The organism is Streptomyces sp. NPDC003034 (assembly GCF_053591375.1).
On the sequence record NZ_JBSFTS010000024.1, the window covers coordinates 22,694 to 47,837 of the forward strand.

Consider the following 25,144-nt stretch of genomic DNA (forward strand, 5'->3'; position numbering starts at 1 on the left):
CAGGTACTGCGGCGCGAGGGGTTCGCACCGCCCGCAGCAGTTCTGGACCCGAGCGGACAGATGGCCGGAATCCTTCGGCCGGCTGTCGGGGCGGTCAGCCGGCCCGGTCAGCCGTACATCGCCACGCGGTACAGAGTCGCGAGCGCGTCGTCGATGGGATGGGGCTGCGGCTTGCCGGAGGAATCGAGCCTGTTCCACCTCTGCATGTTCACCGCGACCGACATCTGCCGCTCGCCGTCGGCACGGATCATGGCCAGCGCCCCACCACCCCAGACGGAGCCGCCATGGCCCCAGAAGGTGGCCTGACCGGGACCCTCCATGGGGTGGAGGCCGAGGCCGTAGTCGATCGCCCTTCCTTCTTGGGAGACGACCGGGACCATGCGCTGCATCTGTGCCAGCGAGGCCGGGCTGACGATCTCTCCGGCGAGCAGTAGGCGGTAGAAACGGTTGAGGTCCGCGACGGTTGATATCAGCGAGGCCGCCGGGCCCACCCATGACATGTCGTAGACGCTGTAGTCGCGCGGGGGGTCGATCATGCCGAACCATGCCTCGTAGAGCTGCGAGTGCGGCCCGTCGACGTACGGTCCGGCGGGGAATCCGGTGTCCCGGAGCCCGGCGCGCTCGATGACGTTCCGGGTGATGTACCGCTCGGCCGTGGCGCCGCTCACCTCTTCCAGGAGCTGGGCGAGGAGCAGGTAGTTGGTGTTGGAGTACACCCCCGGAGCACCGCCCGGGGCGCCGGCGGCAGGTGCGGTGACCCCCATCTCGATCAGTTCGGTGGGGTCGAACCGCGTGAACCGGTGGTCGTCCAGGCTCTGGGGTCCGGTTTCCGCGAGGGCGGGGAACGCCTTGAGGGAAGGGTAGGCGTACGGGAGGTACTCGGCGAGGCCGCTGGTGTGGTTGATCAGCATCCGGACCGTGATCGCGTCACCGCGTCGTCCGGGAACCAGTTTCGGAAGGTACCGGCCGATCGGTGTGTCGAGACCGATCTGCCCGCTCTCGACCTGCTGGAGGACCGCTGCGGCGGTGAAGGTCTTGGTGATGCTGCCGACGCGGTGCCGCATGTCGGCGGTGACGGGGCGGCCGGTGGCGACGTCGGCGACCCCGGCGGCGCCGCGCCAGACCTGCTCGCCGACACGCACCTCGGCGAACAGGCCCGGCATCCCGGCGCGGTGGACGTTCTCGATGGCGGTACTCAGCGCCGCGGAATCCAGTGAGTTCCTCACGACATGCGTCCTTTCGCAATGCTCGGGATGAGCTCCACGTCGGTCGACCGACCCGGGTGAGGTGACAGGGCGCGCGTGGCACGTCGCCTGCCTGCTGCCGGGTCCCTGGCATGCTCATGCCCTCATTATGCACGCGGTGCGTGCAACACCAAGCGCATAGGTTAGAGTGAGTCCGAAGATAGGGGCGAAATGGCAGGTCGAAGGCGTTGGTCGTCCGAGGAAATCCTGGATGCGGCAGCGGAGTTGCTGCGCACGAGCGACACGGAGTCGTTCAGCGTGCGCAAGCTCGCCGCGACCCTCGGGACCGATTCATCCAGCCTCTACCGGCACTTCCGCAGCAAGACGGAACTGCTGCGCGCGGCCGCCGACCGGATCCTCCTGGCTTCCATGGACGGCTACCGCGCCGAGGGCGACTGGAAGCAGCGCATCACCGCCCTGGCCATGCGGGTGAGAGAGGCGTTCGGCCAGCAGCCCCAGCTCGCCGCGGTCTGGGGACGGTACGCGTCAGGCGGCGCCGGTTCCCGGCTGGTCATGGAAGAGGTCCTGCAGGCCCTGCGCGCGTCGGGGATGCCCGACGAGGAGATCCCGGCGCGCTACCACCGGATCGCGGTCCTCATCGCCGCGTTGATCGCCTCCGAGGCCGGAGTCAGCACCATCACCCCAGAGGAGTACGAACAGGGCATGGAGCTGTTCCGCGTCGCGGTACTCGGCGCCGACCCCGAACGCTTCCCCGCCCTGGCCCACTTCGCCCGCGACATCCGCCCCCTCGGGGCGGATCGCCGCGCCGCGTTCGAAGAGATCCTCGCCGCCCAACTCGCCCACATCGAGGCCGCAATCGGCCCGAGCTAGGGCACCCCCGCCCGCCCCGACAACGCACGGGGTGGCCGGTCGGCTGTGCGGCCGCCCGGATGCTCGTCGGAGACGAGGTCGCCGGGGGTTACCTCTCGCCGCGTCTGCGGATGCGGCTGGCGTCCCCCTGCGGCTGCTGCTCGCAGTCCGCTGCTTCCCGAGGAACCGGAGCAGTGATCCACTTACCGCCGACCGTGGAGAGGGGCATGAGCGGCCCCGCCGGCCGGATGGCGGGCGGGGCGGCTGGGGTTGGAGGCGGCGGTGGGGCGGTCCTAGGATCCGTTGGCGATCCGGGTCTGGGACGGTGCTCCGCGCAGCTGCACGTCGGTGGCCGCCAGGGTGAAGGAGTGGCCGGCCGGGTCACTGAAGAGGCGGGCCTCCCGGGGGCCGTCCTCGGCGTCGGACGACACCGGGCGGGCGCCGAGCGAGACGGCCTCGCGCTCCGCTTCGTCCAGGTCCGCGGCGGCCACGAGGATGCGCAGGTGCGCTTGTTGGGAGTCTTCCGGCCGCGGCCAGCTCGGCGGGGCGTAGCCGTTGTCCCGGCGCACCGCGAGGTGGACGCCGGATCCGCCGACGACCTCCACGAGGTCGGGTCCCTGTCCCGGCCGTACCTCGGCGCCGAGTAACTCGGCGTAGAACAGGGCCAGTGACTCCGGTTCGGCGCAGTCCAGTACGAGAACGCTCGTCTTCGCGACAGTCATGGGCCGCGCTTACCCGCGCAGCGGCGCCCGATGCGCCGACCGTCGGGTGATCGTGCTGTCAGCGGCTGTCAGCGGCTGTCCGGTCGTGCCGGTTCTGGTGTTGGTGACGGTGCTGACGGTGCTGACGGGGCCCGGGCGTAGTCGGCGAGCGCGGGGCCGAGCAGATCGAACGCCAACGGGGCTTCCTTCGCCAGGACTTCCGCGATCGCGGGATTGGTGCTGCCGGCCACGGTCAGGTCCTGGATGCGGCGGAAGAGGACCCGGTGCACACCGCCCAGAAGGGCCGCGGCGGTGCGGGGCGTGATGTCGCAGGCCGGCGCCCCGGTCGCATGGGCGAGGGCCATCGCCAGTGCCTCCTCCCGCTGGTCGTGCAGGCCTCGCAGGCAGGCGGAGAGGGTGGGACTTTCCGCGATCATCCGCGTGAACTCCGGTCCGAACGGTTCGTCGCGACCAAGGAGGCCGAGTCGCCCTCCCAGGAGGCCTACTTGCTGTTCGACGTCGAACGCGGAGAGGAGTTCTGCGGAGCCGTGCCCAACGACGCGATGGCCGCCCTCGCGGCTCGGGGCCGCACGCTGCTCACCATCGAGGAGGGCATCGCCCTGGTCACCCGCGTGCCGCAGGTGCTGGTCAAGAACAAGTGCTTCTCGCTCGGCGGCTCACGCTCCGGTGACCGCCGCGTCCCGGCGATCTGGATCAGCCAGAAGGCCCCCAAGCTCGGATGGTGCTGGGCGGGCAACCCGCATACCTGGCTCGGCATGGCCTCCGCGGCCACCCGCCGCTCTGCGGCGGGCTCGCCGTGACGGCCGTGCACGCGTGTGGGCTGGCCTGACGAACTGAAGGCCCCCTGCCCCGAGCCCAGTTACCGCAACCGGTCGGGACCGGCGACGCCGATCGGGTGATAGCAAGGCCCTAGAGTGACGTTATGTCTGATGATGTGTTTCCCCTCGGAGCCGACGTCGAGGGGATCGGGGCGCGGCTGCTGCGGCTGCGCACCCAGCAGGGTGCCACGCAGGCGTACCTGGCCGGGGAGGCTTTCACCCGCGCCTACGTGTCATCGATCGAGGGAGGCAAGCGCACCCCGTCCGCCCGCGCCAGCGCATACTTCGCGGAGCGCCTCGGTGTCGCCCTGGAGGACCTCTGCTATCCGTACGAGCCGGGCCGGCGCCGGGCGCTGCGGACCGCGGCCGCCGAAGCCCGGCTCGCCCTCTCCCGGGGGGAGGTGGCGCAGGCTTCGGCGGTGTACCAGGAGGTCGCCTCCGCCGCCGAGCTCGACCACGACCCGGAACTCAGCGCGGCCGGCCACTGCGGGCTGGGCCTCATCGCCCGACACGAAGGCGACCCCGACCGCGCCCTGGAGTTGTTCACCGCGGCCGGCGAGCTGCTGGCCCAGCAGCCCCTGACCGTCCGGCTGCCCGCCGTACTGGGCCGGATGGGAGCGCTGCTCGCGCGCGGTGCGCTCTACGAGGCCCTCCGCCTGGCCGAGGACGAGCTGAGGGCGGCACCCCGGAACGGGGAGACGGCCGCCAAGTTCGCGCTCCGCGCGGCAACGGTGCTGCCGCGGGTCGAGCGGGGAGACGTGGAGCAGGCGCGGGCCGCCGCCGACGCCGCGTTGGAGATGGCCCCGCAGGTGAAGGATCCCGAGATCCTGGCCCAGGGCTACTACGACGTCACCCGCGTGCTGATCGCGCAGGGGCGCTACGAGGAGGCCGAGCAGGTGCTCACCCGGGCTGTGGCCCTGTACGAGCACCTGCGGCTGCACACCGAGGCCGGCATGTGCCACGCCGCCCGCGGCTGCCTTTCGGCCCGCAAGGGTGACCTCCCCCGTGCGCAGGACCGGCTGCGTCAGGCGGTGGACGTGTTCGCTGAGACGCACGCACTGCCGCGGCAGGTCACCGCGACGGCCGAACTCGCGGACGTGCTCCGCAGGATGGGCCGTACGAGCGAGGCGGGCGCCTTGGTCGAGGAGTGCAAGGCCCTGGCGCTCGGCTGCCTCGGCCCGGAACAGGCCGCCGAACTGGATCGCGTAGGCGCCCGCATAGCGGTGGAGCGCGGTGACGAGGCCGGTGCCGAAGCGTTGTTCCGGTCTGCGATCGACCGGTACCAGGAGGTCGGCGCGATGCACGAGGTGGCGACGACCTGCCGTCTCCTCGGGGACCGCCTGATCGTGCGGGGCCGCACCGAGGAAGCGGCCGCCGTCTTCCGTCGTGGGCTGATGTCACTGGAGAAGGCGTAGCGGTACGAGATCGCTCATCGACCCGGCGGGCCCGGACGGCCGGGGACCGGTGGAAGCGGCCGGACCCCCTCATCCCGGCGGCGACCTGACAGCCCGAACAAATGCGGGGCCTGCACGCTCTCTTGACGCGCCGTCGGCGCCGCGGGCACACTGCCATCCGGTGACGTAACACACTCCGATATCTCTGTTGACCTAGTGGGCGCGACCTCCGGGCCCGTGGTCCGGCCCCATGCTTCGGTCCGCCCTGCCTCGCAGGCCACACCGAAGGGCGCCCGCACCCCGCCGCCCCGCGGATCGCCTCGTACCTCCCCCCCCCGCATCCACACCGCGCCTCCGACCCAGGGACGCGGCGCACTACAGCCGTACCTCACCGCCATCCGGCCAGCGAAAGGTCTGGTGTACACATGCGACGACCCCCCACACGCCGAGTCAGCGCCCTCGTCCCCGCGTTACTGCTCACGGCGGCCCTGCAGGGCGCGGGTTCACCCGCCCAGGGCGCACCCGCTCCTCGCGGTGACGTACGTCTTGCCCCTGCTGAGACGGCGATCCCCGACAGCTGGATCGTCGCCCTCAAGCCGGACACCACCTCCACCGTTCCCCTCGCGCACGAGCTCACGCATCACCACGGGGGCCGCCTCACCCACGTGTACCGCACCGCGCTGAACGGATTCTCGGCGCACCTGACGCATGTTCAAGCGCGCCGGCTGGCCCTGGATCCCCGCGTCGCCTACGTCGAACAGGACTCGAAGGTCACCATCGCCGACGAGCAGCCGGACCCCACCTGGGGCCTCGACCGCATCGACCAGCGGGAGCTGCCGCTCGACAACACCTACGCCTGAAGCAACACGGCGCCGGGCGTGCGGCTGTACGTCATCGACACCGGGCTGCGTACGAGCCACAGCGAGTTCGGGGGCCGGGCGTCCATCGGAACCGACACCGTCGGCGACGGCCAGAACGGCCAGGATTGCCAGGGGCACGGTACCCATGTGGCCGGTACCGCCGCCGGGGCCACCTACGGTGTGGCCAAGAGGGCCCAGATCATCGGCGTACGTGTACTGAACTGCCAGGGTTCCGGTACCAACTCCGGTGTCATCGCCTGTGTGGACTGGGTCACCGGCAACGCCGTCAAGCCCGCCGTGGCGAACATGAGCCTGGGCGGAGGCGCCAACACCTCACTGGACAAAGCGGTGAAGAACTCCATCGCATCCGGCGTCACCTACGCCGTCGCCGCCGGGAACGGCAACTTCTTCGGCTGGCCCGAGAGCGCCTGCAAGGTCTCTCCGGCACGGGTCACCGAAGCCATCACGGTGGGGGCCACCGACAGCTCCGACAGGCGGGCTTCCTTCTCCAACTACGGTGCCTGCCTCGACCTGTTCGCCCCCGGTGTCAGCATCACGAGCGCCTGGAAGGACACCGACACGGCCACGAGGACCATCAGCGGCACATCCATGGCGTCACCGCACACGGCCGGCGCCGCCGCGCTCTACCTCCACGCCCACCCGTCGGCCACACCCGTCCAGGTCCGCGACGCCCTCGTCAGCGGCGCCACCCCCGGCCAGGTCCAGGACGCCAGGAACGGATCCCCCAACAGGCTGCTCTACACCCGCTTCTGGTAACCACCGGCGGGCTGCCCCAGTTGACCGAGAACGCGCAGTGCGGGAACCGCTCCCGCCCCGCCGCCGCGGACGGGAGCCACCCGGCTCCCGCCCTCCCCCCTCCATCGGAGTTCCTTCATGCGCATTTCATGCCGTGCCGCGCTGGGCACACTGGCAGCCAGTACGCTCGCCGCCCTCTGTCTGCACGCACCGGCAGCCGGTGCACAACCCGGCCCGCTCGGTCCCGATCCGATCGTGTTCGTCCACGGCTGGAATTCCAACGGGTCCACCTGGGACACGATGGCCAGCCGTTTCAGGGCCGACGGCTGGCCGGACAGCCACCTCCACCAGTGGACCTACTACGCCAACCAGTCCAACGCCACCACGGCCTCTCAGCTCGCCGAGGAGATCGACCGCGTACTCGCCGCCACCGGCGCGCGGAAGGTCGATGTCGTCACCCACTCGATGGGCGCACTGTCCTCCCGCTACTACACCAAGAACCTGGGCGGCGACGCCAAGGTGGACGCCTGGATCTCCCTCGGCGGCCCGAATCACGGCACCGACACCGCGTACTGGTGCGGTGGAGCCTCCTGCACGGAGATGCGCCCCGGTTCCACCTTCCTCAACAGCCTCAACTCGGGCGACGAAACCCCGGGGACCTCGCGGTACGCCACCTGGGCGTCTCCCTGCGACAGCGTCATCAACCCCGACAGCACGGTCGCCCTTGCCGGCGCCGTCAACACCAGGACGGCCTGCCTCAGCCACGGTGAACTGCGTACGGACCCCACCGTCTACGGGCAGGTCAGGGCCTTCACCAGCTGACGCGGCAGCCGGCCGGGCCCGGCTCCGTCGAGGGACGGAGCGGGCCCGGCCGGGGTGACACCACGTGCTCTGCCGCAGCGCCGGTCAGGCGCGGCAGCGCAGCATCTCCAGCGGGGGGTTGGCGAGGCAGTCCACCCAGAAGTCCGCCCCGAACTCGCGCACGCCGGGTTCGGACACCTCCACCGGAACCCAGGTCAGCTCACTGAATCCGGCCGCCCGCAGACACTGTTCGTAAACCTCGCGGCGCGGGCGGGCGCTGACGAACGAGATCGGCGGGTCGAGCAGCGCCGTGATCCGGACGCGCGGCCCGGTCTCGATCTCCTCGCCGGTCGCCTCGCAGCGAAAGCCGTACTTGTCCAGCGGCGGCCCGTCGAAACGGAAGCCGGGTGACTGGGCGAACACGAAGAACTCGCCGCCGGGCACCAGGCTCCGGTGGGTGTTGCGGCACATCCGCTCCAGGGCGGCGATGTCCTGCGCGTAGTTGAGCAGCTGCACCCCGATGGCAATGTCGAAGCGCCGCTCCAGAGGCCGCAGTTCGGATACATCGCCCACCTCGTACCGCACGCCCAGCGGCTCGCGCTCCTCGAACCCCCGTGCTACGGCGACCATCTCACCGGAGATGTCCACTCCGAGCACCTCCGCGGCGCCGCACCGCTTGAACTCCCTGCTGTAGAAGCCCGTACCGGAGGCCAGGTCGAGGATCGACTTCCCGCGCACGTCCCCGACCATGGCCAGGAAGCTGGGCACCTCCCCGTACTGCACCAGCGGCAGGGCCTTGAAGCCCTCGAACGCCTCACCGATCTCGTCATACAGCTGACCGCTCATCGTGCTGTTCTCCCCGTGCTACGTCATGTCCTCGGTCTCGGCCCCCGTGCCCCGTCCCCGGGGCGCGCCGCAGCCTTTGGCGAGCAGTCTCCTCGCACCCCGGCGGAGCGTCGTACTGACAGAAGCCACGAAGATCCGGACGTCGTCTTGGCCTCGTGCACGGGCAGGCGTACGAGTCCGAGCGGACGCCGGCCAAGAGCGCGTCCCCGCTGACCTGAGGACGGAGGACCCGTCCGGTCCTGGCGGAGTGAACGGTCTGCTGATGCCGTGTCACTGCGCGTTTTCCGGGCAGGCGCGTGGCATGACCGGAAAAGAGAGTTCTCGGTTACGGGATGTCAGCTGGCTGGTGGGACCGACCTTGCCCGCCTTTCAGCGGGCGGTACTGGAGTCGGTGCTGCGCCGTCATGAAGGCAAGCCGGTCGCGGAGAACGAGAGGAGGCGGCGATGAGCTGGTCGACGGTGGCAGGTCCGGTATGGCTGCACGTGGTGGTAATGGCGGTGGCCCTGCTGGTGTTGGTCTACAACCTGGCCAGGGACAGCAGGTGACCCGGGCGGGGGCGCGGAGGTAGAACAGGTACCTGCGCCGACCGAGCCCGCGGTGAAGCGGGAACGGTGCCCAGCGGCCCGGGCCGGCCTAAACGTCATGGCCCTGAGCGGTCAGCCACCGATGGACGGCCGCCTTGTCGGCCACACTGATGCGCACCGGCCCGTCGGGAACGGGCCCCTCGTCCGCGTTGAACGCCGTATCGGTGACCCGGGCGGTGACCCAGTCGGCGAGTTCCCGGGCGGCTTCGGAGGACAGGCGGCGCCCGTCCCAGTCGCGTCCGGCTTTTTCGGCGGTGGGGGAGTTGTTGCGTGCGGCTTCTGCAAGCCACACCGGTACGAGACGTTCGACCACTTGCTCGTCGGCCGACGGCGAGGGGGTCTTCGCGGATTCGGTCATGGTGACAGAGTGACCGGCTGGTCGGTCCGCCATGCGTTTGCGCGACCATTCGGCCCACGGCGGCACCCCGGCGTACGGCCGCGCATGGTGGCCGTGGCGGCGGGTACGACCCTTCTTGTACGGGGGCGTCGAAGCGGACGAGGACGAGGGGTGTCGGAAGTGATTCGAAAGCTGCAGGCAGTCGCGCTGGACTGCGCCGATCCGGTCCGGCTCGCGGAGTTCTACGCGGAGCTGCTCGGCGGCCGGGTGGTCGCGGACGCGGCGGATGAAGGCTGGGTCGAGGTGCACGGGTTCGAGGGAACGCCGCTGGCCTTCCAGCAGGTGGACGGCTACCGGCCGCCCGAGTGGCCCGGCCGGCAGCACCCGCAGCAGCTCCACTTGGACTTCGACGTGGATGACCTCGACGGGGAGGAGAAGCGGGCGCTCGCCCTCGGCGCGACCGTGCTGGAGCGGACGGACCAGCTCCGCGCTGAGGCCAACTGGCGGGTCTACGCGGACCCGGCCGGCCACCCGTTCTGCCTCTGCCTCCACTGAGCCCACCACTGCCACGGAGGCCGCAAGCACCGCCGGCACACTCCGCTCGCCCGCCTACGGCGGGACCGGCGTCAGGTGTGCCGGCCCGTCGCCTCCGGACGGCAGGTCATAGCCGTGGCCGTGACCGAGAAGACCAGGCCCCAAGGCGCGGCGACCAAGAGCAGGAGCGGCCACCACCGGGAAGCCACCAGGCCCGCGGTGATCGCCGCAGTCGTACCGCAGGTAAAGGCCAGCGCGAGGAGCACCCGCAGGAGTGCCGAGCCCACCCGGTACCGCAAGGCCCGGCTGAGGGACCTCGCCGCCGTCCATGCGGCTGCCGCCGTGAAGAGCGGCAGCAGCGGGCCGAGGAAGCCGTACGCGTTCATCACCCCGTCCAACTGCCCGGGGCAGGGGGTGTTACGGGGCGCTTGTAGTACCGCCAGGGGAAGGAGCCGGCTCCTACCTGAGTCCAGCCGTCGGCCGTCAGGCGCCGGCGCTGGCCGCCGATGGTGCGCCGGTGTTCCCAGGTGAGGCCGGAGGCTTCCACGACCAGGTAGAGCGGTCCGTAGTCCACCAGGTGCCAGCCCGCGCGCGCGGCCTCGTCCAGCTCGGCCATCTCGTTGAACGCCGTGACCGGGCTGATCACCCGGCGCTCCGGGCCGTCGCCCTCACCCGGACCCGAGTCGACGGCGGACGGGGGAGACTTGACGGCGAACCGCTGCTGGGCGGCCTGACGGCTCACACCCAGGAGGCCGCCCACGGTGTCCCAGCTGTGTCCGGCGGACCTGGCTCCCTGCACGGCCTCCCGCAGGAGTCGACTCGACTCCTCGGCACCGACGCGGGCCGCCGCCACCAGACGCAGGAACCCGTCGGGGTCGTGCTCCAGCGAATCGGCGAGTCCCTCGTGCGCCCCCAGGACGGCGCCGGCGATCTCCTCGCGGATGCGCGCGATCTCGTCAGGGCTGAGGAGTTCCGTCGCGCTCATCGGCGGCCGCCCGAAGGTCCGGCGGGAATGCGCAGGGGTTCCAGTGCGTCCAGCAGCTCTTCCTCACGCCGCCGTGATGACGGCTCGGCCGCGGTGGCTGCCTCGGCGAGGCCGGGGGCGGGGGCGTGGCGTACGACCGCGCAGAGCACCCCCATGACGGCGATCAGGACGAGATCTGCGGCGATCAATGCCGCGGTCGCCCCTGCTCCCATGCCATCGGTGAGGGCGAGGGCCATGCTGATCAAGCTCACGGCGAGCGCGAGCATGCCGAACATCATGGTCACCGGGGTCGTACGGGGGTTGGTCGGGGAGTGCGGCTGCGTAACGTTCATGGTGTCAAGGAAACCTTGACGCGGTGGAGGTTGTCAAGAAAACCTTGACGTGGGTCGTCCATCCGCGGCTGAGGGCGCCTTCACCGGGAATCAGCCCGCACGACCCGCCGCCTCCGCCAGCGGGTGCGGCGTACGCCCGGATGGTGGAAGCTGGGTGGTGGCCGCAACGCCGACGCCGGTACAGGCATGCGAGGAGGGCCCGTGGAGGCTTCAGGAGACGACCGGCCCGGCCGGTGCGCTCGCACGATCCGGTCCAGACTGCGCACGACCACTCTGCTGTGCGCGGCGGTGACCCTCGCGGCGGCCACGGTAGCGGCCTCCCCGCAGACCAGGACCGCTCCCGCCCCGGCCCCGGATCCGGTCGTGGTCGTCGACTGCTTCTCCAAGGCACAAGTGCGTCCCGATGAGTACCTGCTGGCCTGCGGCGACGGCAACAACCGCCTCGTCGGTCTGCGCTGGGACTCCTGGGGACCGCGGACCGCGACGGCAACCGGCACCGACATGGTGAACGACTGCCGCCCCTACTGCGCGGCGGGCCGCTTCCGCCCCTACCCGGTGAAAGTGACCCTCAGCGACCCGAAGCCCTGGCAGGCCGGCTCCGATGTCCAGCGCTTCACCGTGATCCGGCTGGTCTACACCGACACCGCACCGTCTCCCGTCCCGAAGGAAGTCACCTACAAGCTCGTGTACTGACAGGGCCCGGCGCGGGGAAAGCCGACCTCCGGTGCAAGCGTGTGGTCTGCCCGCTTACTCTTCGTTGAGCCATCCGCAGACCCAGTAGTTCTGGTTCGGGTCCCGTTCGATGATCCACTGGTAGTGGACGTCACCCGCCAGCTTCCCGGTGTCGGGATCCCGCTGGGTGATCTTCGCTTCCACGCTGAGCGCATCCCTGCCGGTGGGGATCTCGTACGGCAGGAGTTCCCAGCGGGCGACGTAGTAGCCGTTCAGAGCGAAACCGAGCAGTGTCGAGCGCAACCGGGGGCAGGTGCCGCTGCGCAGCGCCGTCATATCGTGGTTGGCCAGCCCGTTCATGTAGATCCCGAAGATCCGGTCGATGGCCGCGCGGTCGAGCGGGGTGTGCGCGGGATACGCCGGGCCGGTCGGTGCGGCGGTCGTGGGCGTGGAGGTCGAAGGCGAGGGAACCGAAGAGACGGCGGGAGAGGAAGGGCCGGAGGCGGAGGCGGACGGGGAAGGCGGGGGTGACGGGGATGGCGAGGGCGAACTGGGCGCCGACGAGCTGCCGTTACGTGCGCCGTCGTCGCGGGACGAGTCCGGCCAGAGCAACCGGGTGGGGATGGCGATCAGGGCCGCCGCGATGATCGCCGTCAGGCCCCCGAGGAGGTACGTCCGCCCCTGACCCGGCGGTTTCCGGGCGGGTGCGGGCTCCCACTCGTGCTCCGACTCGTGCTCCGAATCCCCCGCAGCCAGGCCCGCCGCCGCTAACCGTCGCGTGGGCTGCGCGCCACGCACGGGCGGTGGCGCGGAATCCCGTTCCTGCGGGAGGGGTTCCGCGTCCCGTGCGAGTTCGGCGAGGAGCTCGTGTGCGGCTTCGGCGGTCAGGCGCTGCGCCGGGTCCTTCCGCAGAAGGCCCGTCAGCACGGGCGCGAGCGGACCGGCGTGGACGGCGGGGCCGGGATCCTCGGTGGCGACGGCGACGAAGACCGCCCAGGGGCTGGTGCCGGCGAAGGGCGGGCGGCCTTCGACAGCGGTGTACAGCGTCGCGCCCAGGGACCACAGGTCGGACTCGGCGGTCGCCGGGAGGCCGCGCACCTGCTCGGGGGCCATGAACGCCGGAGTCCCCATGATGGCGCCCGAACGCGTCAGATTCACATCACCCTCGACGGCGGCGATCCCGAAGTCGGTCAGCACCACCCGGTCGCCTTCGAGGAGGACGTTGGAGGGCTTGATGTCGCGGTGAGTGATACCCATCTCGTGCACGGCGCGTATGGCGGCCAGGGCCTGGAGGCCGATGTGAGCGACCCGCTCGGGTGCGAGAGGACCGTCCCTCTTGACGAGGTCGTCCAGGGACCGCCCGTGGACCAGCTCCATCACGATCCACGGGCGCCCGTCCTCACTGGCGACCCGGTCGTGGACGGTGATGACGCCGGGGTGTTTCAGCCGCGCCGCGGCCCGCGCCTCCCGGTCCAGGCGTGCGATCCAGGTCTGGCGCCCGGCGGTGTCCAGATCTTCCGGAAGGATGAGTTCCTTGACGGCGACCTCACGGTCGAGGTGCTCATCGTGAGCACGCCAGACAGTCCCCATGCCGCCTTGGCCAAGCCGTCCAGACAGCCGATACCGTCCGGCCAGCACTCGTCCAAGATCCTCAGTCACGACACGGAACCTAACCCATCGCACGCGGCCATGAAATAGGGGTCGACCACCGCCGACATCGTTGCTGTTCAGCACCCTCGCTCCGGCCACAGCCGCCCGCAGCCGGCGGTCCGCCGGGGCCGGCCACGGCCGATCTCCCGTCGCCGGCGCGAGGGAACGCGTCCCGACCGCGGGCGTCACTCTTCGATGTGCTTCGTCCGGGTGGTTGTGTCTCTCTCGGCGTGCGCGGGGCGGGCACCGGATGCGATGTTCTTGCCATGAACCAGATCAGTGGCACCTCTGTTGCCCGCATCGCAGTGTCAGCCGCTGTGGCGGCCGGACTTCTCGCCCTGTTCCCTTTCTCCGCAGGCGCCGCACCCGCGGCGCAGACGCCCGCGGAGGAGGCACCCGTCGTCTGCACCTACGAGTACCGCCCGGTCATCGGCACGGACGGGAAGGTCTACCCGAACGCCTGCCAGGCCGCCGCTGCGGGTGTTTCGGTCGACCGCGCAGTGGAGGCGTCCACCGGCGCGGGCCCCGTCCTCGTACAGGGCGATGAGCAGGTGTCCCTCCCCGAGCCCACGTAGAAGCCTCTCCACCCTCCGCTGACTCATCGCCGCCACGGGGCGGTGACGGTGCCTACGGCATGCCGGGTAGGTGGACCGTGACGACGAGACCGCCGGCGGGGCGGGGGACGAGGCCGAGGGCGCCGTCGTGGGCGCGGACATGAGCTCCGCGGAGCCGTTGGTCCGGGTGGCTCCGCCGGTGATGTCGAGCGTGATCCCGCGCTGTTCGGCGCCCCGGCGCCCGGCATCATGGTCATCCACAGGAACGGCGCCGTCCCGTGGACCATGCCCACCTCGGCCACCGACATCCGCCACGCCGAGGACCGCCAGGCCGAGAAGGATGATCCTGCGCGTGCTGCGGGGCGGTGCTGACAGGGATGCGTTGTGGTTCATGCCCCCATGGGAGAAGGAGGGCCGTTGCGGTGGCGTATGCGCTTTTCGATACGCCCGCGATATGCGGAAGTGCTGTGCGCCCGGATCAAGCGGTATGTGCCGCCGGTGTCCGCCGGCCGGTTCCGGGCCGCTCGGGATCCTGCCGCTGTGTCAGCAGCCACTCCTCGAAGGTGGTCGGCGCGATGCGGGCGCCCTGACCGGGCAGCATGACGTTGCCGGCCATGGCCGGGCCGAACAGCGCCGACCAGGTCGGCACGAGCTTCACCACGCGGCCGCGCGCCTCGTGCGTGCGCCGGGCCATGTCGACCAGGTCCTGCGGCTCCGGTCCGGCGACATCGGGGTACCGCCCCTGCGGGCTGCCCAGTGCGATCTCGGCGAGGATGTCGGCCACGTCCGCGGGCGCGATCGGCTGCACCAGCAGCGGCGCGATCGTGGCGACGCCGTCCCGCTCGGTCCAGCCGGCCACCATCGCGGCGAAGTCGTGGAACTGCGTGGCCGGGACGATCGTCCACGGCACGGGACCCGCGGCGACGAGGCGCTCCTGCTCCCGCTTGCCGGCGTAGTGGGCATTGCCCTCGACGCGATGGATCGCGGCGATCGAGAGGACTACGTGGTGACGGACTCCGGCCCGCTCCTCCGCGGCGAGCAGGTTCCGGGTGGCGGTACCCACGCACGCAACCGTCTGCGCCGGGTCGGCGGCCGTGAAGTTGGTCGCGTCGACGACGGTCTCCACGCCGGCCAGGGCGGCGTCGAGACCGTCGCCGGTCGACAGGTCCACGCCGAGCGAGCGGCTGATGCGCACGACGTCATGGCCGGCGCGTTCGAGAGCGGCGGCAGTGAGGGCCCCGATGTTTCCGGTGGCTCCGGCAACGGCGATGCGCATGGTCCGCGTGGTCGGCATGGTGATCTCTCCTCGTCTCTCCTGCTGTCCGCACCGTATCTCGGACTAAATAGATCTGCAATGTCTTGGATAGACTCGGAGGCATGAAGCTGCCCGTGAGCACCGAATGGCTACTGCACTGCGCTTCGACGCTGGCGCAACTCGAACCCGGGGCCACCGCATCGGCGGCCCAGCTCGCGCAGTACTACGACCTGCCGTCGGCGTACCTCGCCAAGCAGTTGCAGGCCCTCGTCAAAGCCGGTGTCCTCGCCGCGACGACGGGCCCGCGGGGCGGGTTCCGGCTCGCGCGGGAGGCTTCGGAGATCACGCTCCTGCAGATCGTCGAGGCGGTCGACGGCACGTCCTCGCCGTACGAGTGCCGCGAGATCCGCCAGCAGGGGCGCGGGGCGCTACCGCCCGAGGAGTGCCAGAGCACCTGCGTCATCGCCCAGAAGATGGCCGACGCACATGAGGCCTGGCGGCGCAGCCTCGCCGGGACCTCGCTCGCCGACATCCTCGGCGCGCTCTTCCCGTCGGCGCCGTCCCGGACCCGTCGGCGCCTGGCGGGGACGACGTAACCGCTCGACCGCGGCGCCCGCTGCGTCCCTCCTGCTGCGGGCCGACCGTCAGCCGGCGGCGTTGTCGACGCGCAGCCGCACCTGCTCCTCCAGCCGCTGGAGGCTGGTCTCCAGGGCCTGGTTCACGGCCTGCTCGCCGGGGTCGTGGCTGGCGTCGAAGAACGACAGGTGCACCGTCACCTCGCTGGCCCCGCTCCCGATCCCGGCGACCTGGAGCCAGCCGGTGTAGGCGCCCTGCTCGCGGGTGCCCCATTCGATCCGCATCTGGTCGCGCTGGGCTCGGAGCAGGGCGGGCATGTCCTCGTCGGTGCGGTCCTCGTGCACGGTGACGGCGGGAAGATCCTCGGCGTGCACGTGCAGGGCTTCGGGAAGCCAGGTGTCCAGCTGGTCGACGTTGGCGGCCTGGTCGAAAACGTGCTCGGGCATCGCCGGCATGGTGCGGGAACGTTCGTACTCGGTCATCGCTGCGCCTTCCCTCGGCTCTGGATCGTTCGAGCACACGCATGCCCGGCCCGCCGGGACGGAAGCCGCGCGGCGCGGCAAACCCACCCGTTCGCGGCGCAATGGCCGCCCGTGGAGGGGGGCGCCGCGCCGTAAGGGCGCGCTGAGGCGTACCGAGCGGTGGGCGCGGACCGTACCGAAGGGGTGAGCACGCGGACCGTGCCGAACGTGAACGGAGAGGCGGAGGGTGCGGGCTACTCCTCCAGGGCCCTCTTGCGCAGCTCTGCCAGCGCGGCGCCCTGTTGGCGGGACTCCTCCGGCAGTGATGCCTCGATGCGCTCCTGCACCGTGCGGACCGCCGCGGCCATACCGCTCTCGCGCTGACAGGCCGCGTCGTGACCGGCGAGCCGCAGCTCCCGGCGGCCCAGCTCCCGCAGGCGGGCGCGGTCGTCGCCGATGGCGCCCAGCGCGTCCTGGATGGAGGCGCGCGCCTCCTGGAGGGTCCGGGCGGACTCACTTCGCCCGCGCATGCACCGCGCCCATGACCCTTGCGCCGCCACGAAGGCCTCGTCCGCGCTGACTTGGGTGACGACCTGCGCCGTCAGGCCCTCGACCGTGAGCTCGGCCTGGTCGTACGCGCTGCCGTAGAGGCCTTGCCGCCCCAGATGTACGCAGCCGTCCGTGTTGATGTGCAGGGAGGGGCTGCCGGGTGCGTTCAGCGTGCGTTGCTGCCCGCCCGTACCGATCAGGGCGTTCCGCCAGGCCGCGCGGCGGTCCTCCGACAGTGGGGCGAGGGCTTGCTCGTTCGGGTCCTCGGCGGGGCCCGCCAGCGCGGCGGAGGTGAGCCCGTACCCGTCCGCGGCCGCCTGGGCCCCGGTCAGCAGCCCGTACGGGTTGTCGGTGGTGGGGCGGGCGGCGGGGACCGGCAGATAGGAGAAGCCCCGGTCCCGCATGCAGGAAGCGATGGCCCGCTCCTCGGCTCGGTGCAGGGCGGACGACTGCTGCGCTGTGGCACTGCCGGCGCCGTCGAAGGGGGCGGGCAGCGCGCCGGCGTCCCGGCGAGCGGGTGCGTCGGAGCACCCGCTCACCGCCAGCAGACACAGAGCGATCATGGCCGCTGGACGGGGGCTCACCTGCTCAGCACCACTTGTTGGAGGCGACGTTCCTGTAGTACGCGGTGCCGGAGAGGTTCCCGATGCCGTAGCCCCGCGGGATGTTCACGGAGCTGCCGGTGCGGCTGGTACCGCTGTAGATCCGCACACTGCACTGGGTCCCGGAGTTGGACACCGAAACCGCGTTGTTGAACTTGTTGTACTGGAGCAGGTTGTTGTTGTTGCCGTAAACCGTGCCCGGATCGCCCTGGTAGTCGGTGTACAGGTACGCGCATAACGCCCCGGAGGGGCAGGGGCTGGCCGACGCGGGCGCCGCGGCCACCCCGAGGCCCAGGCTGACCGCCGCGACGGCGGCTCCGCTCGCGAAAAGATTCTTGAACATGCCGTACTCCCTTCAGCTTTCCAGCTATGAAGGCAAAAGTGCCACCATGTCGCTCCACGTGAATGGAACGGAATGATCCTGTACTGGCATGCATGTCATGAACAAGGCAGATTCCCGCCAAAACGGACCCCATGCGTGGCGCCTCTCCCGTCCCCCGTCCCCCGTCCGTCGTCCCCCGTTCGAGGGAACGTGCGGTGTGCCGGACAGCCGCGGGCCGGACGGCGGCGCAGGGTCATTCCCATGTGCCGCGTTCGGCACACGCCGGTCAGCCGCAGAGATGGGGAGGCGCAGATGCGCACGTTCAGGAGCATCGCAGTCGCGGGTACGGCCGCCGCTGCCTCGGCCGTTCTGTTCGCCGGGAGCGCGCTGGCGAGCCCTTCGTACGCGGACGGGCTCGTGGTCAGCTCCGCCGGCGTGAAGGTCCGCGCCAACGCGACCACCGCCTCCCGCGTCGTCGGCTCCCTCGGCCCGTGGGAGAAGGTCCGGCTGTCCTGCCAGGCCGAGGCCAAGTGGGTGGACGGCCACAACATCTGGTACCGGCTGCACGGTCAGCCGGGCTGGGTGTCGGCCCGCTACGTGCACAACTACACCGTCGTGGACTGGTGCTGACCCTCGGCCCCGAACACTCATGAGCCGGGCTACTGCTGCCGGAGCGGTATCTCGGAGCTCCCGGCCTTTTCGACCGGTATGCCACACGGCACGGACACGAGGCGTCAGGGCTGGCGGATCGCGGATACCTCGAACTCCAGCACCACCTTGTCACCCACCATCACACCGCCGCTCTCCAGCACCGCGTTCCAGGTGATGCCGTACTCCTTGCGGCTGATCGACGCCGAGCCCTCGAAGCCCAGCCGCAGATTGCCGAACGGGTCCATGACGCTGCCCTGGAACTCGAAGTCGATGCTCACCGGTTTGCTGACCTCCTTGATGGTGAGGTCTCCCGTCACCCGGAAGCGGGTGCTTTCGAGCTGCTCCACACGGGTGGATACGAAGGTGATGTCCGGGTGGGCCGGCGCGTCCAGGAAGTCGTTGGCGCGCAGATGGGTGTCGCGCTGCTCGTGGTGGGTGTCGATGCTCGCGGCCTTGATGGTGACGGACACGGAGGACCGGGCCGGGTCTTCGCCGTCCAGGTACGCGGTGCCCTCGAACGTCCTGAACGCGCCGCGGACCTTGGTAACCATGGCGTGCCGCGCCACGAACCCGATCTGCGTGTGGGCCGGGTCCAGGGCGTAGGTCCCGGTCAGGGTGGCGAGTGAGGTGTCGGTCATGGACCTGCTCCGCGGGGGCTCGGGGACATGGAGGGGCGCCGCGCAAGGCGCGGCCGGGGCAGCGAGACGCTCAGACCGTCGCCAGCTGGGGGATCAGGCGCAGTGCGTTGTCGTGGTAGATGCCCTGGAGCTGCTTCGGTGTGAAGGCCGGGTCCGCGTCGAGCGCGGGGAGCGCCAGGTCCAGGACCGTGTCGGCAGGGGCGGCAGGCCAGTCGGTGCCGAAGAGGATGTGGTCGGCGGGCACATGGGCGAGGAGGGTTCCCGCGCTCGCCATGGGGCCGGCGGTGTCGTAGTAGAAGCGCCCCAGGTGGTCGATGACGGCGGCGGGTTCGACGGGCGGGTCGCAGAACCGCCCGAGAGCCTGCATGCGCGTGGCGATGTAGGGCAGGAATCCGCCGGCGTGCGGAAGGATGACCGAGATGTTCGGGAAGCGGTCCAGGGTTCTCTTGCTGATCATGTTCACGGCAGCCCGTGTGGTGTCCAGGAGGAAGTCGCACATGAAGTTCGGAATGCCCGGAACCGTCGCCGCACCGGGCGGGCCGCCGGGGAGATTGTGCGGATGGGTGTCCACCACCGCGGAGCAATCGTTCAGCTCGTCGAACACCCGGTCGTACGAGGGATCCCCGAGGTAGACGCCCCCGTAGTTGGCGGTCACGTTCACGCCGACCGCGCCGAGCTGACCGAGCCCGCGGCGCACGGCCCAGGAGGACGCGTCAGGGTCATCCAGGAAAAGGGGCACGTAGAACGAGAACCTGCCGGGATGCGATTGCGCGACATCGATCATCGACTGAAGCGTGATGTTGATGGCTTCACGCAGTTGTGCCGATGAGTGGTAGCGCGCCGGCAGCATGGGCTTGAGGACGGCCGTCGTGATGCCCGCACGGTCCATGAAGCGGATCGCTGCCTCGGTATCGAGTTTCGCCCACGGAGGCAGCTGCTCCGGCTTGATCAGCTCATGGCGCTCGGCCCACTGGCGCCACTCCGGTGCGCAGAAGTGATGATGCATGTCGATCGTCGACTGACCCGCGCGTGATCCGTCCCGGACGGGGGCGGAATCGTCCCGCGCGACCCGGACGATCTCACGGGCGCCTGCCGTCGAGATGTGCAGCTCGTCCGTCGGCAATCCGAGGAGGGTCAGCTTGGAGGTGCTCGTAGAGTGGTCCGGCATGCCAATCCACCGCCTGTCAGTTCTGGATCATCTTTTCTGAGGCTGCCGAGGGCACTGAAAGCCCCGAAGGCCCCGAAGGCGCGGAAGGCACCGGGGACGCTACCGGAGCCGGGGACGCTGAGGCGAGGTCCTCGCCCCGCCGCGACGGCTCCAGGACGATCTGGAGTCGCTCAAGACCCCGGAACGCCGCCACCGGACCCTTCAGCCACGCACTCTTGCTCTCCTCGGCATCGGCCAGTTCCATCTCCGGGAATTCCCGCAGCAGGGACGAGAGCGCGATTTCGAGTTCGAGCCGCGCCAGCGGCGCTCCCAGGCAGTAGTGCGTGCCGTGTCCGAAGCCCAGGTGCGTTCCCTGGATCCCCTCGCGCGTCACGTCGAGGACGTCGGGGGAGTCGAACTTCTCGGGGTCCCGGTTCGCCGAGGTGATCGCGATCTGTACGAGGGACCCCTTGGGGATCACCGTGCCGCGGATCTCCGCGTCCTCAGCGGCGTACCGGAAGGTCGACGTCTCCACCGAGCCCTCGAAGCGCACGATTTCCTCCACCGCCCGGGGGATGAGCAGCGGGTCCTTCCGGAGCATCTCCAGCTGATCCGGACGGAGCAGCAGATTGAGGACGGAATTGCCGATCTGGTACGCCGTGGTCTTGTGACCGGCGAAGAAGATGACCCAGAGCGAGGAGATCAGTTCAGCGTCGTCCAGAGCTTCCTCCGCCTGGATGAGGTCGCTGAGGAAGGAGTCCGACGGGTGGTCGCGGGTGTGAGCGATGAGCCGTCCCAGCCGGTCCCGCAGCCACTCCTCGGCCGCCCTCAGTTCCGCCCGCATCCGGGGGTCGAACCTGGCGCGGGTCACCACCCCGAAATGCCGCAGGATCTCGGGACGGTCCGCCTCGGGGATGCCCATCAGCTGACACAGGACCGCGATGGGAAGCGGGAACGCGAACGACGACATCAGGTCCACCGAGTTGCTTTCCCGGCATCGGCGGAGAAGGTTCTCGGCGATCTCGGTGATTCCCCGCCGCATCTCCTCCACCCGTCGAGGGGTGAAGGCGCTCCTCAGCGTGCGGCGCAGCCGCGTGTGCCGGGGCGGGTCGGAGAAGAGCACGTTGTCGTCGAGCGCGTCGAAGAAGCTGCCGTACACGGCATGGTAGGTGTCGATGGCCCCGCGCATGTTCTTGCTGAAACGCGGGTCCGACAGGGCGTCCCGGGCGTCTTCGTACCGCGTGATGAGATAGGTGTCGACCCCGTGCGGAGGCGTCAGCAGGCATACCGGGGCCTGCTCGCGCAGCGCGGCGTAGAGCGGATGAGGGCACGCCCGGTATTCCGGGGCGCCTCTGGACACGGCTGACACGATGTCTTGCAGCGCTGCTCCGCTGTTCGGTGCCGCATTCTCCTGCGCCATGTCCGTACCCTCCGTGAAACTCGCGTTCGGCGCAGACACCGGTTCCCTGCGGGAGCGGATCGCGAAACCCCCCTGGCTCGTTCGAGTGAGCCCGCGCCGGGCGAGCGCGCGGCGTCGCGGCGAGGGCCACCCGCACCGCACCGCGGAGGTGCCCGGCCGGCCGGTCCGAGCCGCCCGATCGCACCGATCCTGGATCGACCCTGCACCGAAGACCGGACTGACCGGCCGCCCGTCCGCGCTGTCCCGCCGTCAACCGACCGGCGGTCAGCCGTCCGCCCCGGCTGTGTGGCGGTCCAAGAGCGCTGGGGTGAGGCTGCCCGTGCAGCCGACCCGTCCCAAGGAGTCTCCTATGGCCCGCAGTTTCGTCCTGGTCCTCACGACAGCCGCCTCGCTCGCCGTGGCGTCCTTCGCAGCGCCGCACGCCGCGGACAGCGGCAAAGCCGCGACCGAGCGCGCCCGCGCATACCGGGCGACGGCCGCGTACAACTGGCACGCCAACGCGGTGAAGGCCGGCTACGTACCGGACAAGTACTGCGTCATGGACCGGGCCGGATCGGGCGCGCTCGGCTACCCGCACTTCAACCACGCCCTCGACAACTCCGTCGACCCCGCCAAGCCCGCAGCGCTGTTCTACGAGGACGACGGGCGGGGCGGCAAGCGCCTGGTCGGGGCCGAGTGGATGGTCTACGACCGCGACCAGGTGATGACGACGGACGACGACCGTCCCACGCTGTTCGGCGTGCCCTTCACGGGTCCGCAGCGAGGCCACTACCCCGGCCAGCCCGTCCACTACGCCCTGCACCTGTGGCTCTGGAAGAAGAACCCCAAGGGCATGTTCCAGACCTACAACCCGGCGGTGACCTGCCTTCCCGGCACCACCCGTCCCAAGCCGTCCGCGCCGCTCCTGCGGGCCGGGTCACCGATCGTGCAGGAGGACCGCTGACAGGCCGCCCCGCCCGACCGGCGCCGGTTCCTGAGGCACAGGCCCGACGGCGGCCCGTTCCCGTCTACACCCGGCCGAGGTCCGAACTCACCCACCGTGCGGGGCGCATGTGGATGATGACCTGCTCGCCGTGGTTCTTCCACGCGTCCTCGACGTAACCGTCCACCTTCTCCGCCGGCAGGTACCGCGAGGAGATCCACTCCAACTGCTCGCGCACCGCCGGTACGGTCGAGACGACCGGGCCCTCGACCGACACGTACCGGATCGTCGGCTCCACGCGCTCGACCATCAGGCTGAACCGGCCCGCGGCCGCGATCAGTTCGGCCTTGCGGGAGTCGCGGCCGGTCATGATCCAGGCGTCGCCGCCGGGGGAGTAGTGGTACCAGATCGGTACGACCAGCGGCGCGCGGTCCTCGCCGGCGCTCACGGCGAGGGCGGCGATGTGGGGTTCGGCGAGGAACTGCTCACGCTCGGTCCGGGACAGTGCCATGGCATTCTCCTTCGGGAAGGGAGGCCTACTCCGGGAGAACCAAGCCCCGCGCCTGCCCATTCCCGCGCGTCGCCTCCTGCCCGTAGGGCCCGTACGACCAAGGGGTGAAGCGAGGCGAGCCCGCCCCCTCAGGAACCGACCCGCTCTCAGATCGATTGCCACGGACGGGGTTTGCCGCAGCCGGCACGGGCCATACGCGCTTCAGGGGCCCCACCTGGCGAGGGGCCCCGGAGCCGGTCGGGGTCGCGCGCCGCCCTCCCCGGGTGCGCGACCCGACCCGGCCCTGTGCACCGTGACCGCCGTCCGGGTCCGGACGGTGACCGGCGCCCGCGTGACCCGCTTCCCCCGGTTGGGTCACGTGGAGCCGGCAGACCCCCGGCGAGGGCTGCGAGGCAGGTCTCCCCGGGCTCTCGGGCCACGAGCGGTGGCAACAGGCAGGGGTGTCGGCTCCTTGTACCGAGACCGGGCTGGCCGTGATTGCTGCCCGGATAGCGTTCGATGCGAAGCCCCGGACACCCTCAGGGTGGCCGGGGCTTCGCATCGAACGCCCAGGGAGGCGGTTGCCTTCACCCGTTCAGCGGTAGGGCGCCGGGCACCGGTGTTTCCCGCTGCCGACTGGTCAGCACCCCGGTCCACGGCTCCGTTCGGGAGCTGCTGGGCGGTAAAACCCCTGCTCATCGTGGGTGCTGCCGCCCCGGTCCGGTGGAGCGGTGAGCGGACATCCCCGAACGGTGTTGGCAGCGGAAGGTTAACTCCGCCCTCAGCGCATCGAAATCTATGCTCGCCAGAGTAGACATTGGGTGCTCGGGTGGTTATGGTTTCTCACGTAGCCGAGATCGAGCAGAGCCCGGCAGACATGAACTGCCGGGCAGTGGTAAGCAGTTGGCAGTGCGGTGCGGTGGTGGAGTTCCGGAGCCAGTGTGGTTGCAGGACGGCGACGGGACTGACGACCGCACCGGGTGGCCCGCAGTGATCAGGGGCCGCCATGAGCAGTACCGCAGTAAGTAGTTCCGCTAGTTGCAGTACCAGCAGTACCAGCAGTACCAGCAGTACCAGTACCAGCAGTACCAGCAGTACCAGCGGCGCGGTATCCAGTGGTCTCTCGGTGAAGGCGCCTGCCGCGGGCGCGCGTGCTGAGAGGTCCGGCAGTGGGGTTCTAAGCCAGAGCAGACGCAGGATGGGCGACGGGGCTGGCTGCCGGACGACAGTGGCGCTTGATGGCCACGAGCAGTTCGCACCACCAGCAGTACCCGTAGTAATCAGTGGTTCGCAGTACAGCAGTCAAGTGCGGTACCAGCAGTTCGCAATGTCAGCAGTTCGCAGCACCAGCAGTTCGCAGTGCCAGCAGTTCCTTCCAAGTAGTTCATTTCAGAGGGAAAGAACGGAGGAGTAGAGCGCCATCAGGATCGCCCGGGCGGCAGTGAGAGCCCGGGTACCGCAAGACCTCGGATAGGCAGGTGGTCTCCGGTCACGCATCCGCGATCCCCGCACTCCCGCCCATCCCCCCGGGCAGGGCTGCGGACACAGTAGGCCGGCGCATGATCAGGGCCGGCAGATGGTGTTTGTCATTCCTTCGGGGCCCTGGTGCCGTACGGCACCAGGGCCCCTCCAACGTTCGCCCTCCACCGGTCCTCCAGAGAGGTGCAATGACAGCAGAGGATTCCCTCGGCCGACTCGATGACGACGACTACCCCGCCTACACCATGGGCCGGGCCGCCGAAATGATCGGCACCACCCCCGCCTTCCTCCGCGCTCTGGGTGAAGCCCGCCTCATCACGCCCCTGCGCTCCGAGGGCGGACACCGCCGCTACTCCCGCTACCAACTGCGCATCGCCGTCCGCGCCCGCGAACTCGTCGACCGAGGCACCCCGATCGACGCCGCCTGCCGCATCGTCATCCTCGAAGACCAGCTGGAAGAAGCCCAGCGCATCAATGCCGAACACCGCCGCACCGCGGACCACTCCCATCCGCATGCGGCGGCGTGACCGCGGAGCCCGCCGGTTACCGGCGGGCTCCGCCCGTATCCACCCCCGTACGTTCTTGCCCTCGGCGTCAGATAGCAGGGCCGGGCGGGCGCATGTGCGCACTCAGGGTGAGGTTCAGGCCGGTACTTGCCGGTAGCACGTGCGGACAGCGCCGGATTTGATAGTCCTGAACTTCACCGGTGTGTGAACGACTGCCTGCGGGAAG

At 70.2% G+C, this 25,144-nt stretch carries 27 protein-coding genes and 2 pseudogenes; 12 read left to right on the forward strand and 17 right to left on the reverse strand.

Annotated features, from left to right (window positions below; all coding sequences use genetic code 11):
• Nucleotides 1–107 precede the first annotated feature (107 nt).
• Complete coding sequence (locus ACWDX7_RS22260; RefSeq protein WP_451492897.1) at nucleotides 108–1,226, reverse strand: serine hydrolase domain-containing protein; 1,119 nt, start codon at nucleotides 1,224–1,226, stop codon at nucleotides 108–110.
• Nucleotides 1,227–1,415: 189 nt separating this feature from the next.
• Between ACWDX7_RS22260 and ACWDX7_RS22265 the strand changes: the two genes are divergently transcribed.
• A complete protein-coding gene (locus ACWDX7_RS22265) occupies nucleotides 1,416–2,075 on the forward strand; it encodes a TetR/AcrR family transcriptional regulator (RefSeq protein WP_451492898.1) in 660 nt (219 codons plus the stop codon).
• 272 nt (nucleotides 2,076–2,347) lie between these two features.
• Here ACWDX7_RS22265 and ACWDX7_RS22270 read toward each other — a convergent pair whose 3' ends face one another.
• Nucleotides 2,348–2,776, reverse strand: a complete 429-nt coding sequence (locus ACWDX7_RS22270) for a VOC family protein (protein ID WP_451492899.1) — start codon at nucleotides 2,774–2,776, stop codon at nucleotides 2,348–2,350.
• A 68-nt stretch (nucleotides 2,777–2,844) separates the two neighbouring features.
• Nucleotides 2,845–3,192 (reverse strand): hypothetical protein, encoded by a 348-nt coding sequence (locus tag ACWDX7_RS22275; protein ID WP_451492925.1) that lies wholly within the window; start codon nucleotides 3,190–3,192, stop codon nucleotides 2,845–2,847.
• A gap of 63 nt (nucleotides 3,193–3,255) precedes the next feature.
• Here ACWDX7_RS22275 and ACWDX7_RS22280 point away from each other — a divergent pair.
• The 4 genes and pseudogenes from ACWDX7_RS22280 to ACWDX7_RS22295 all read left to right on the forward strand — a co-directional run.
• Nucleotides 3,256–3,576: pseudogene (locus ACWDX7_RS22280) on the forward strand (DUF5701 family protein); the annotation flags it as partial.
• A gap of 122 nt (nucleotides 3,577–3,698) precedes the next feature.
• Entirely contained in the window at nucleotides 3,699–5,009 is a 1,311-nt protein-coding gene (locus ACWDX7_RS22285) for a tetratricopeptide repeat protein (protein ID WP_451492900.1), read from the forward strand.
• Nucleotides 5,010–5,413: 404 nt separating this feature from the next.
• Nucleotides 5,414–6,625 (forward strand): annotated as a pseudogene (locus ACWDX7_RS22290) (S8 family peptidase).
• 117 nt (nucleotides 6,626–6,742) lie between these two features.
• A complete protein-coding gene (locus ACWDX7_RS22295; RefSeq protein ID WP_451492901.1) occupies nucleotides 6,743–7,426 on the forward strand; it encodes an esterase/lipase family protein in 684 nt (227 codons plus the stop codon).
• Nucleotides 7,427–7,510: 84 nt separating this feature from the next.
• On the opposite strand, the gene ACWDX7_RS22300 is transcribed toward ACWDX7_RS22295, so the two are convergent.
• Complete coding sequence (locus ACWDX7_RS22300; protein ID WP_451492902.1) at nucleotides 7,511–8,251, reverse strand: class I SAM-dependent methyltransferase; 741 nt, start codon at nucleotides 8,249–8,251, stop codon at nucleotides 7,511–7,513.
• Nucleotides 8,252–8,885: 634 nt separating this feature from the next.
• Nucleotides 8,886–9,194: a hypothetical protein gene (locus ACWDX7_RS22305; protein ID WP_451492903.1), complete on the reverse strand. Its 309-nt coding sequence runs from the start codon at nucleotides 9,192–9,194 to the stop codon at nucleotides 8,886–8,888.
• 159 nt (nucleotides 9,195–9,353) lie between these two features.
• Between ACWDX7_RS22305 and ACWDX7_RS22310 the strand changes: the two genes are divergently transcribed.
• Complete coding sequence (locus ACWDX7_RS22310; protein ID WP_451492904.1) at nucleotides 9,354–9,728, forward strand: VOC family protein; 375 nt, start codon at nucleotides 9,354–9,356, stop codon at nucleotides 9,726–9,728.
• 71 nt (nucleotides 9,729–9,799) lie between these two features.
• On the opposite strand, the gene ACWDX7_RS22315 is transcribed toward ACWDX7_RS22310, so the two are convergent.
• Genes ACWDX7_RS22315 through ACWDX7_RS22325 form a run of 3 tightly spaced genes read right to left on the reverse strand, consistent with a single transcriptional unit; the run spans nucleotide 9,800 to nucleotide 11,024 of the window.
• Entirely contained in the window at nucleotides 9,800–10,093 is a 294-nt protein-coding gene (locus ACWDX7_RS22315) for a hypothetical protein (RefSeq protein WP_451492905.1), read from the reverse strand.
• Entirely contained in the window at nucleotides 10,093–10,692 is a 600-nt protein-coding gene (locus ACWDX7_RS22320) for a hypothetical protein (RefSeq protein WP_451492906.1), read from the reverse strand. The genes ACWDX7_RS22315 and ACWDX7_RS22320 overlap by 1 nt, the downstream gene beginning before the upstream one ends.
• Nucleotides 10,689–11,024 (reverse strand): hypothetical protein, encoded by a 336-nt coding sequence (locus tag ACWDX7_RS22325; RefSeq protein WP_451492907.1) that lies wholly within the window; start codon nucleotides 11,022–11,024, stop codon nucleotides 10,689–10,691. Before ACWDX7_RS22325 ends, ACWDX7_RS22320 begins: the two co-directional genes overlap by 4 nt.
• Before the next feature lie 201 nt (nucleotides 11,025–11,225).
• Between ACWDX7_RS22325 and ACWDX7_RS22330 the strand changes: the two genes are divergently transcribed.
• On the forward strand, nucleotides 11,226–11,717 hold the full coding sequence (locus ACWDX7_RS22330; protein WP_451492908.1) for a hypothetical protein: 492 nt from the start codon (nucleotides 11,226–11,228) through the stop codon (nucleotides 11,715–11,717).
• A gap of 54 nt (nucleotides 11,718–11,771) precedes the next feature.
• Here ACWDX7_RS22330 and ACWDX7_RS22335 read toward each other — a convergent pair whose 3' ends face one another.
• A complete protein-coding gene (locus ACWDX7_RS22335; RefSeq protein ID WP_451492909.1) occupies nucleotides 11,772–13,286 on the reverse strand; it encodes a serine/threonine-protein kinase in 1,515 nt (504 codons plus the stop codon).
• Between the two features lie 326 nt (nucleotides 13,287–13,612).
• Here ACWDX7_RS22335 and ACWDX7_RS22340 point away from each other — a divergent pair, with 326 nt between their 5' ends.
• A complete protein-coding gene (locus ACWDX7_RS22340) occupies nucleotides 13,613–13,921 on the forward strand; it encodes a Kazal-type serine protease inhibitor family protein (protein ID WP_451492910.1) in 309 nt (102 codons plus the stop codon).
• A gap of 457 nt (nucleotides 13,922–14,378) precedes the next feature.
• Here the strand turns inward: ACWDX7_RS22340 and ACWDX7_RS22345 are convergent, their stop codons facing one another.
• The gene (locus ACWDX7_RS22345) at nucleotides 14,379–15,194 is read right to left on the reverse strand and encodes an SDR family oxidoreductase (RefSeq protein ID WP_451492911.1); all 816 of its coding nucleotides are present in this window, start codon (nucleotides 15,192–15,194) and stop codon (nucleotides 14,379–14,381) included.
• Nucleotides 15,195–15,277: 83 nt separating this feature from the next.
• On the opposite strand from ACWDX7_RS22345, the gene ACWDX7_RS22350 reads away from it, so the two are divergent.
• Nucleotides 15,278–15,751: an RrF2 family transcriptional regulator gene (locus tag ACWDX7_RS22350; RefSeq protein WP_451492912.1), complete on the forward strand. Its 474-nt coding sequence runs from the start codon at nucleotides 15,278–15,280 to the stop codon at nucleotides 15,749–15,751.
• A gap of 48 nt (nucleotides 15,752–15,799) precedes the next feature.
• Here ACWDX7_RS22350 and ACWDX7_RS22355 read toward each other — a convergent pair whose 3' ends face one another.
• From ACWDX7_RS22355 to ACWDX7_RS22365, 3 genes are all read right to left on the reverse strand, one after another.
• Complete coding sequence (locus ACWDX7_RS22355; protein ID WP_451492913.1) at nucleotides 15,800–16,213, reverse strand: SRPBCC family protein; 414 nt, start codon at nucleotides 16,211–16,213, stop codon at nucleotides 15,800–15,802.
• 233 nt (nucleotides 16,214–16,446) lie between these two features.
• Nucleotides 16,447–17,325, reverse strand: coding sequence for a hypothetical protein (locus ACWDX7_RS22360; protein ID WP_451751416.1), 879 nt, complete (start codon nucleotides 17,323–17,325; stop codon nucleotides 16,447–16,449).
• 4 nt (nucleotides 17,326–17,329) lie between these two features.
• Nucleotides 17,330–17,686 (reverse strand): peptidase inhibitor family I36 protein, encoded by a 357-nt coding sequence (locus ACWDX7_RS22365; protein ID WP_451492915.1) that lies wholly within the window; start codon nucleotides 17,684–17,686, stop codon nucleotides 17,330–17,332.
• A 291-nt stretch (nucleotides 17,687–17,977) separates the two neighbouring features.
• Here ACWDX7_RS22365 and ACWDX7_RS22370 point away from each other — a divergent pair, with 291 nt between their 5' ends.
• A complete protein-coding gene (locus ACWDX7_RS22370; protein ID WP_451492916.1) occupies nucleotides 17,978–18,295 on the forward strand; it encodes a hypothetical protein in 318 nt (105 codons plus the stop codon).
• A 104-nt stretch (nucleotides 18,296–18,399) separates the two neighbouring features.
• Here the strand turns inward: ACWDX7_RS22370 and ACWDX7_RS22375 are convergent, their stop codons facing one another.
• The 3 genes from ACWDX7_RS22375 to ACWDX7_RS22385 form a co-directional block, all read right to left on the reverse strand.
• Nucleotides 18,400–18,954, reverse strand: a complete 555-nt coding sequence (locus tag ACWDX7_RS22375; RefSeq protein ID WP_451492917.1) for a YceI family protein — start codon at nucleotides 18,952–18,954, stop codon at nucleotides 18,400–18,402.
• Between the two features lie 70 nt (nucleotides 18,955–19,024).
• The gene (locus ACWDX7_RS22380) at nucleotides 19,025–20,122 is read right to left on the reverse strand and encodes an amidohydrolase family protein (protein ID WP_451492918.1); all 1,098 of its coding nucleotides are present in this window, start codon (nucleotides 20,120–20,122) and stop codon (nucleotides 19,025–19,027) included.
• Between the two features lie 16 nt (nucleotides 20,123–20,138).
• Complete coding sequence (locus ACWDX7_RS22385) at nucleotides 20,139–21,461, reverse strand: cytochrome P450 family protein (protein WP_451492919.1); 1,323 nt, start codon at nucleotides 21,459–21,461, stop codon at nucleotides 20,139–20,141.
• Nucleotides 21,462–21,870: 409 nt separating this feature from the next.
• Between ACWDX7_RS22385 and ACWDX7_RS22390 the strand changes: the two genes are divergently transcribed.
• Entirely contained in the window at nucleotides 21,871–22,464 is a 594-nt protein-coding gene (locus ACWDX7_RS22390; protein ID WP_451492920.1) for a hypothetical protein, read from the forward strand.
• 64 nt (nucleotides 22,465–22,528) lie between these two features.
• On the opposite strand, the gene ACWDX7_RS22395 is transcribed toward ACWDX7_RS22390, so the two are convergent.
• Nucleotides 22,529–22,954: a pyridoxamine 5'-phosphate oxidase family protein gene (locus tag ACWDX7_RS22395; RefSeq protein ID WP_451492921.1), complete on the reverse strand. Its 426-nt coding sequence runs from the start codon at nucleotides 22,952–22,954 to the stop codon at nucleotides 22,529–22,531.
• A 1,646-nt stretch (nucleotides 22,955–24,600) separates the two neighbouring features.
• Here ACWDX7_RS22395 and ACWDX7_RS22400 point away from each other — a divergent pair.
• The gene (locus tag ACWDX7_RS22400; RefSeq protein WP_451493237.1) at nucleotides 24,601–24,939 is read left to right on the forward strand and encodes a MerR family transcriptional regulator; all 339 of its coding nucleotides are present in this window, start codon (nucleotides 24,601–24,603) and stop codon (nucleotides 24,937–24,939) included.
• Nucleotides 24,940–25,144: the final 205 nt, after the last annotated feature.